The organism is Novosphingobium sp. KN65.2 (assembly GCF_001368935.1).
Taxonomy (GTDB): Bacteria; Pseudomonadota; Alphaproteobacteria; order Sphingomonadales; family Sphingomonadaceae; genus Novosphingobium; species Novosphingobium mathurense.
This window is the reverse complement of record NZ_CCBH010000070.1, coordinates 1-324: the sequence shown is the minus strand read 5'-3', so window position 1 is coordinate 324 and position 324 is coordinate 1. Positions and strand designations below refer to the sequence as shown.

Genomic DNA, 324 nt, shown 5'->3' with positions numbered 1-324 from the left:
GCTGTTCGTTCTCGTCGTTGACGCGCTCCTGCTCGGCCTTGGCGGTCGCCTGCGCCGCGATCATCTCGGCGATGGTCTTGTCGCGAGCGGCCAGCTTGTCGGCGAGGCCATCGATCCAGAGAAAGCCGTCAATACGGATGGTCTGGATCGCGAGCGCGGTGAGCAGCATCAGGGCGATGGCGCCGTAGACCTTGCTCGTTAGCGCAGAGAAGGGGTTGAAGGGCATCACAGCCCCGTCAGGCACAAGGCGCGCTCCGCCTTCCGCCGATTCGTGAGCCCCTTCACAACACGTCCGCCCGCCTTGTTCCACATCAGGAAGGCATC

The 324-nt window shown here is 64.2% G+C and carries 1 protein-coding gene; it reads right to left on the bottom strand.

What is annotated here, in order from left to right:
• On the bottom strand, window positions 1-226 hold a 226-nt coding region (locus SPHV1_RS02845), incomplete at its 3' end, for a hypothetical protein (RefSeq protein WP_156367210.1).
• Window positions 227-324: the final 98 nt, after the last annotated feature.